The sequence below is a fragment of the Chitinophaga sp. genome (assembly GCF_036569185.1).
Lineage (GTDB): Bacteria > Bacteroidota > Bacteroidia > Chitinophagales > Chitinophagaceae > Chitinophaga.
This window is the reverse complement of record NZ_DATCRD010000090.1, coordinates 1-7,769: the sequence shown is the minus strand read 5'-3', so window position 1 is coordinate 7,769 and position 7,769 is coordinate 1. Positions and strand designations below refer to the sequence as shown.

At 49.0% G+C, this 7,769-nt stretch carries 6 protein-coding genes and 1 tRNA gene; 4 read left to right on the top strand and 3 right to left on the bottom strand.

The window, feature by feature from the left end:
- Positions 1–421: MFS transporter (locus tag VIM72_RS06850; RefSeq protein WP_332002118.1), on the bottom strand; the 421-nt coding region annotated here is incomplete at its 3' end.
- Positions 422–583: 162 nt separating this feature from the next.
- Between VIM72_RS06850 and VIM72_RS06845 the strand changes: the two genes are divergently transcribed.
- Complete coding sequence (locus VIM72_RS06845) at positions 584–2,854, top strand: patatin-like phospholipase family protein (RefSeq protein ID WP_332002117.1); 2,271 nt, start codon at positions 584–586, stop codon at positions 2,852–2,854.
- A 222-nt stretch (positions 2,855–3,076) separates the two neighbouring features.
- Here VIM72_RS06845 and VIM72_RS06840 read toward each other — a convergent pair whose 3' ends face one another.
- Positions 3,077–3,673 carry a tRNA-(ms[2]io[6]A)-hydroxylase gene (locus VIM72_RS06840; protein WP_332002116.1) on the bottom strand — a complete coding sequence of 199 codons (597 nt, stop codon included), beginning with the start codon at positions 3,671–3,673 and terminating at the stop codon, positions 3,077–3,079.
- An 80-nt stretch (positions 3,674–3,753) separates the two neighbouring features.
- Between VIM72_RS06840 and VIM72_RS06835 the strand changes: the two genes are divergently transcribed.
- From VIM72_RS06835 to VIM72_RS06825, 3 genes are all read left to right on the top strand, one after another.
- Complete coding sequence (locus VIM72_RS06835) at positions 3,754–4,869, top strand: pyridoxal phosphate-dependent aminotransferase family protein (RefSeq protein WP_332002115.1); 1,116 nt, start codon at positions 3,754–3,756, stop codon at positions 4,867–4,869.
- A 52-nt stretch (positions 4,870–4,921) separates the two neighbouring features.
- Positions 4,922–7,348: a penicillin acylase family protein gene (locus VIM72_RS06830; protein WP_332002114.1), complete on the top strand. Its 2,427-nt coding sequence runs from the start codon at positions 4,922–4,924 to the stop codon at positions 7,346–7,348.
- An 80-nt stretch (positions 7,349–7,428) separates the two neighbouring features.
- Positions 7,429–7,501, top strand: a tRNA-Lys gene (locus tag VIM72_RS06825).
- Between the two features lie 145 nt (positions 7,502–7,646).
- Here the strand turns inward: VIM72_RS06825 and VIM72_RS06820 are convergent.
- A partial coding sequence (locus tag VIM72_RS06820) for a transposase (protein ID WP_332001468.1) occupies positions 7,647–7,769 on the bottom strand: 123 nt, incomplete at its 5' end.

Genomic DNA, 7,769 nt, shown 5'->3' with positions numbered 1-7,769 from the left:
CCGCTACATAGGTAGCCGCACCGCCATATTCACCACCCAGGGCCAGGCCCTGCGCCAGGCGGAGGATCAGCACCAATATGGGCGCCAGTATGCCAATGGTATGGTAACTGGGAATAAGACCGATGGCAAAGGTAGATCCGCCCATGATCAGCAATGTTAGCAGGAAGGTATATTTACGTCCTACAATATCGCCAAGGCGGCCAAATACAATGGCCCCGAAAGGGCGCACAATAAAGCCAACAGCAAAGGTAGCCAGCGTGGCAATATAGGCCAGCTGCGGATTACTTGGGGGGAAGAACTTTTCAGCAATGATGGCGGATAAACTGCCAAAGATGTAAAAGTCGTACCATTCAATGAGCGTACCAGCCGACGAAGCCATTATAACCTGCCAGATGTTCTGCGTAGAGAGCGAGTTTTTCATACGTGTTAATTGTAAAAGCTGCGCTTTTGTTAGTTAGCTTTTTGCGGGGAATAAGATAACGAATATTTACTATGAGAGCAAATGTCCAACTAAAAATCTCTTGTGCTTAACATTCCCGAATGTGTATAAAACCTTATCTTTAATAAGGGCCAATTATTTAAAATGAAGCAGGGATCAAAAGCCCACATCCGGCGGGGTACCAGTTTATTGTTGTTAGCTTTTATGTTGTGTTACTATACCGTGAAGGCTCAGCAAACGATCAGCAACAAACCAAAGATAGGATTAACGCTCAGCGGCGGCGGGGCCAGGGGGCTTGCGCACATTGGTATCCTGGAAGCGATAGACAGCGCCGGCCTGAAGGTAGATATGGTAACAGGTACCAGTATGGGAAGCATAGTAGGATCTTTATATGCCATGGGGTATTCCGGGAAGAAGATTGAAGAAGTAGCCCGTAAACTGAACTGGAACAGCCTTTTCTCCAACCAGCCCGTTCTTACGGATATTTCCTATGAAGAAAAACGGGAGTACAACAAATACATCATCGAAATCCCTTTTGAATATGGTAAGCCCAAACTGGCTTCCGGCGTAATTTCCGGTGAAGCGCTTTGGCTGGAGCTGGCAAAGCTGTGCTGGCCGGTAAAGGATATCAAGAACTTTGAAGATTTCAATATACCTTTTAAATGCATTGCCACCGATGTGGCTACCGGCGATATTGTGACGCTCGACAGCGGGGAAATAGTGACCAGCCTGCGTGCCAGTATGGCTATCCCCTCTATTTTCACAGCTGTGAAGATAGGCGACCGCAAACTGGTGGATGGGGGAGTGGTCCGCAATTTCCCGGTGATCACCGCCAAGGAAATGGGCGCTGATATCGTAATAGGCGCCAATGTAAGCGGGGGCCTGCGTAAAGCCGATCAGCTGCTTACTCCCTTTGATATCCTTTACCAGCTGGGCTTTTATAAAGATGCAGATGATTTTACCAAAGCTATTAAACAATGCGATATTTATGTGCCGATGAACAGGGAGCTGGAGAACTACTCCGCCGCCAGCTTTGGCAGCGTGGACTCTATTATTGAAGCCGGTCGCCGGAAAGGAAGGGAAATGTATCCTGTTTTCAAACACCTGGCAGATTCCCTGAATGCGCTATATCCCCAACCGCCCTTTGTGGCCGACCGGCTGCCGTTTGCCACCGATATAGAACTGAGCAGCGTGCATGTAACCGGCCTGGTGCACTCTGATCAGAAATTCTTTTTACAACGGCTGCACCTCAAGCCAGGAGAGTGCTATACCCCTACGCAACTGAGAAACGCCATCCTCAATGTATATGGTACCCGGTTCTATAAACTGATCACCTACAACCTGGTACCGGAAGGATACGGCAAAAGCAGGATGGATATACAGGTGGAGGAAAACCCGCTCACCTATGTGAAATTTGCGCTCAACTATAACACCTTTACCGGCGCCAATGCGATCATCAACTTAACCCAACGGAATTTCATTGTGCCCAACTCCCGTTCCTTTGTAACGGCGGTGATCAGTGAAAACCCCCGCCTGGAGGCAGAATATTTCAAATACCTGGGCCGCAGCCGTAACTTTGGTTTCGGGCTGGGCACCTATTACGAAAACAATGGGCTTACTTTTTACGATAACAACTTTAACAAGCTACAACCCTATCGCAGCAAGTATGCGAACGTAAATGTGGACGTGCAGTATACCTTTACCCGCAATATGTTTGTAGGTGCGGGAACGCGCTGGGAATACATCAAGTACAAACCGCAGTTGTCGAACTTCATGGAGGTACGAGGAAGCACCAACCAGCTGAACTCTTATATTAACTTTGGTATCAATTCCCTCAACCAGAAAATATACCCGACCAGTGGATTGCTGCTGGACCTGGAAGCCGGGCATATCTATAACCAGCACCCGGGCATTAAGGTAAGCTCGCAGGGAGTGGAGCAGGATTACGATACGCTGGGAGTGAACTTCAACGACTATCAACGACTGGCGCTGAACCTGAAATACTATATTCCAATGGGCCGGAAATCAGCCCTGGAGCTGGACGGTAGTATCGGGTATAATGTCAACTACAAAGAATCAGTAGTGAATGCGTTTGTGGTGGGCGGTATGACCAACATCACGCGCAACCAGGTGCCGCTTGTGGGCCTTTACGAAGGAGAAGTGATTTCCCCGAAAGTTGGGGCAATGCAGATCGCCTGGCAGTATGAGTTCATGCGGAATCTTTTCGCCATTCCCCGTATAGGCGGGGCCGTATATGATGGTGTAGTTTCCGGCGGCAGCAATTACGAATACCTTGCCGGTTATGGCATTGGCGCAGCTTACAGCAGCCGCCTCGGCCCTGTAGAGGCCACCATGATGTACAACGACAAATCCGGCCGGCTGAAGTTCTATGTAAACCTCGGGTTTAACTTCTGATTGCCCGCCGCGGATTTTGTCTTGGAACACTGATTACGCTGATTTTGATGATTAGTTTGATTTTATTTTTTTGACTTTGTAATAGTAAAGGGAGATACGGGCGAATTTATCCGCATATATCTCCCTTACTTTTTATAAAACACTTTAAAATAAAAATCTGGCTAATCATCAAAATCAGCGTAATCAGTGTTCCAAGACAAATTTCGCATCGCCGAAGGCGATCTAGTGCATCCTGTCGCCGCGAACGGCGATGTTTTGCAGTATCTCCGCTTCCTTGTTCAACCATTCCTGCCAGCGGGCGCGTACTTTTTCTTCGGGGAAATATTCGTTGGCCAGGTCAATGAAAAGGCGGTAGTGGCCCGCTTCAGACACCATGAAGCGATGGTAGAAATCGCGCATATATTCATCTTCCAGACCTTCGCTCAGCAGGCGGAAGCGCTCGCAGCTGCGGGCTTCTATCAGGGCAAAGATCAGCAGGGCATCCAGGAAGCTGTCGTCCGGATGGCCGCCTTTTACCCGGTTATCCATGAGCGCATTTACATAATCATCTTTCCGTTGTTTGCCTAAAGAGAGGCCACGTTTTTTCATTTCAGCAAGCACCTGCCGGAAATGTCCCCATTCTTCTGTAACAATAGGCGCCAGTTCTTCTACCAGCTTCGTTCTTTCCGGGTTGCGCTGGATCAGGGAGATAGCGGAAGACGCCGCTTTTTGCTCGCAATACGCATGATCGGTGAGAATGTCCTGCAACGAAATGGCGGCCAGGTTCACCCATCGTGGATCAGTAGGCAGTTTTAGTCCGAGTATTGATACTTTGCTCATAGAAAAAACAGCGCTCAGGCTGTGGCTTTTTTGCGAAGATAACGGCAAAGTTTAAATTGTGCGCTGATAAACGCAGATCCATGGGTAAAGACAATACTTCTTTTTTAACGCGATTGCTTGATGAGCGCCGGGAACAGCAGTCGTTCCGCGAGTTGCGGCTGCCGGGAGATAAAGTGGATTTTTGTTCCAACGATTACCTCGGTCTTACCCGGAATGCCGCTGTGCGGGAGTATATCCACACCTTAATGGAAGAAAGGCATCCTGCGCATGGCAGCACCGGGTCCAGGCTGCTGGCAGGCAATTACGAATGGATTGAATCAGTGGAAAAAGACCTGGCCACTTTTCACGGGGCTGAAGCCGGGTTGCTGTATAACTCCGGTTACGACGCCAACCTGGGCGTGTTTTCCTGCCTGGGCCGCAAGGGCGATACCGTTATTTATGATCAGCTGATCCATGCGTCTATCCGCGATGGCGTGCGATTATCCGCTGCACAGTCGTTTTCATTTGCGCATAATGATGTAGCGGACCTGGAAAAGAAGCTGAAACATGGGACTGGAAACATTTTTGTAGCGGTGGAGTCGGTCTATTCCATGGATGGGGACCTGGCGCCGCTGGCCGCTATTGCCGCTGTCTGCGAACAGTATGGCGCACATCTTATTGTGGACGAGGCCCATGCTACCGGTGTTATCGGGAACAGGGGAGAAGGGTTGGTACAACACCTGCAGCTAACAGCCGCCTGTTTTGCACGCATCCATACCTTCGGAAAAGCAGTTGGTTGTCATGGCGCCGTGGTGCTGGGCTCGCGGATATTGCGTGACTACCTCATCAACTTCTCCCGTTCATTTATCTATACTACCTCATTACCACCCGCTGCACTGGCCGCCATAGAGGCGGGTTATGCCACTTTCCCCTATATGCGGGCGGAGCGGGAACAATTGTCGGCCCTTATTGAACAGTTCCGCGCCGGCATCGTAAATACGGAACTGTTACCGGGCACTACGCCCATCCAGGCAGTGCTAACCCGCGGCAATGAGAATACCCGCGGCATTGCACAGCGGTTGCAGCAGGAGGGCCTGGATGTACGGCCTATCCTGCATCCTACGGTGCCAAAGGGGGCAGAGCGGCTCCGCATTGTGCTGCATAGTTTTAATACCCCAGCAGAGGTGGCCCATCTTATAAAAGTAGTACAGGCATAACTGGTTATGAAACAAATTTGATGTATTTTACATATTACATCCGACTTGTAATATGAGAATCATCCCCGCAGTTATCACCGCAGCAGTTACCTTATCGCTTACATATGCTTTCAGTCATAAACTGGGACAGATACCACCACTGGGAAAGCTGTTAAGCCCGCAAACGGGCTTCTGGCAAAATGCAGAGCCTATCGGTGATTTTCCCCATGAGCAGCTGGTATTACCGGGCTTGTCCGGCAAAACAGAGGTCTGGTACGATGACCGTATGGTGCCGCATATTTTCGCGGAGAATGAAGGAGATGCTTTTTATGTACAGGGATATGTAACTGCGCGCGACCGCCTCTGGCAGATGGAGCTGCAGACATATGCCGCAGCCGGCCGTTTATCAGAAATACTGGGCCCTAAACTGGTGCAGTACGACCGGAAACAGCGGCGCCAGGGAATGGTTTATGCGGCGGAATACACCGTAAAGGAAATGCTGGCAGACCCGGCCACCAAAGAGGCAGTCACCTCTTATGCCGCCGGTGTAAACGCATATATTGCCACGCTTACTCCCGCTACTTACCCGGTAGAGTATAAAATCCTGGATTATAAACCGGAGAGATGGGATATCATCAAGTCGGCCTTACTGCTGAAGTACATGGCACATGATCTCGCCGGGGCCGCCAACGACCTCGAGTTCACCAATGCGCGCCGTTTATTTTCCCTGCAGGATTTTGAACTGATGTATCCCGACTTTCATGAAGCCACAGATCCGATTATACCAAAAGGCACAGCCTATCCGAAGGCCACATTGAAATCAACTGCTCCTCCTGATAGCGTGCTGGCCGCTGCAGCAGCCTTCATGAAGTTTAAAACAGATAAGCCTGATCCCGATAACGGCAGCAACAACTGGGCAGTAGCCGGCAGCAAAACCCGCTCAGGCGCGCCTATCCTCTGTAATGATCCGCATCTGGGCCTGTCGCTCCCTTCACTCTGGTATGAAGTACAAATCCATACACCTGCAATGAATGTGTATGGGGCTTCCCTGCCAGGTGCTCCCGGCGTGATCATCGGCTTTAATGATCACATCGCCTGGGGTGTTACCAACGGGGAAGAGGATGTGAAAGATTACTACAGCATGCAGTTCCGTAATGGCCGTACTGAATACCTGTACAACGGCAGTTATCGCAAAGCAGACCTGCGGGTGGAAGAAATAAAGGTAAGAGGCGGCGCCACGGTATATGATACCGTTGCCTATACCGTGTTTGGACCGGTTATGTTCGATAACACTTTCCCCGACAAAACCACTGGTCAGCATTTTCTGGCCATGCGCTGGAAAGCGTTGGATCCATCCAATGAGCTGGCTACATTCAACAAGCTGAATAAAGCCCGTAATTACGACGATTATCTCAGCGCCATTAACCACTTTGCCTGTCCTGCCCAAAACTTTGTATTTGCTGATAAAGCCGGCGATATTGCCATCTGGCACAATGGTCAGTATCCTCTGCGGTGGAAAGACCAGGGCAAGTGGATTATGCCGGGCAGCGATAGCACCTATGCATGGCAGGGATATATTCCGCATGATGAACTGCCTCATATAAAAAATCCTGAGAGAGGGTTTGTGAGCTCCGCCAACCAGCGCCCTACCGACAGCACTTATCCATATGCGTTGTACGGTGAATATGATCTTTTCCGTGGTAAGCGCATCAATGAAAGGTTAACTGCTATGAGCGCTATTACCACGCAGGATATGATGCAGCTGCAGAACGACGACATGAACCTGTTTGCCGCAGCAGCTATGCCTGTAATAAGGAAACATATCGATACCAGCGTGCTTACAGCGCAACAGCAACCCTATTGGCAGCTGTTGTCGTCCTGGGACTTTATGGCTACGCCCGACAGTAAAGCGGCCAGCATCTTCAATACGCTGTGGGCACACCTGGAAGATACCATCTGGCAGGATGAGCTGCATCCGAAAGACACTACCATCCTGGTTTATCCACAATCAATCACCACGCTGCAGTTGTTGCTGCGTGATACAGCTTTTCATTTTATAGATAACATCAATACGCCACAAAAAGAAACTTTATCACAACTGGTGCAGGGTGTATTTGCGACGACGGTATCGCAGCTGTCGGAGCTGAACAAAGCCGGCAGGCTGGAGCTGGGAAAAGCACGGGGCACTGATATCAACCATCTTTCCCGTGGTATTCCTGCTTTTAGCGCATTGCATTTGAATACTGGCGGCGGACAGCATATTGTGAATGCAACAAAATCGACACATGGCCCTTCCTGGCGTATGGTGGTGCAGCTGTCGGACAAAACGGAAGCATACGGTATTTATCCCGGCGGGCAGAGTGGAAATCCGGGCAGTCCTTTTTATGATAACAGCGTAAATGATTGGGTAGCGGGTAAATATTACCTGTTGCATATTTTTAGTGAAGAAGAAAAAGATGATCCTGTAATCCGCTACAAGCTTGTATTTACAGGTAAGTGATAAAAATAATTTCAACAAAATTTGGCTGGAAATAAATAATTCCTATCTTTGCACTCCGTTAAACAAAAAACGGGGTAAAAGATTCCCTAGCTCAGTTGGTAGAGCAATACACTTTTAATGTATGGGTCTTGGGTTCGAGTCCCAAGGGGATCACGAAGGAGCGTAAAAATAGGTACGCTGACGTAATTAAAACCTTGTAGAAGCTGATTCTACAAGGTTTTTTTGTTTTTGGTAGTAAATGTGAGAAAAGATAAGGGATCAAGGATCAAGTTGAAAAGTTGGGGGATCTCCATAATTTTTAAGCATACAGTTTAGTCAATCTGTAAAGAAAGAATTCTACATCCCGAACCCCTCTTAGGGCGTTTCTAAAGGACTTTATTTTTGCATTGAAAGATTCTGCGGCGGCATTTGTAGCTCTATT

Bases quoted from the DNA above. Each gene is read 5' to 3' on its own strand.
- VIM72_RS06835 (WP_332002115.1), top strand. From the start codon at position 3,754: ATGGGTAAAGACAATACTTCTTTTTTAACGCGATTGCTTGATGAGCGC.
- VIM72_RS06830 (WP_332002114.1), top strand. From the start codon at position 4,922: ATGAGAATCATCCCCGCAGTTATCACCGCAGCAGTTACCTTATCGCTT.
- VIM72_RS06845 (WP_332002117.1), top strand. From the start codon at position 584: ATGAAGCAGGGATCAAAAGCCCACATCCGGCGGGGTACCAGTTTATTG.
- VIM72_RS06840 (WP_332002116.1), bottom strand. From the start codon at position 3,673: ATGAGCAAAGTATCAATACTCGGACTAAAACTGCCTACTGATCCACGA.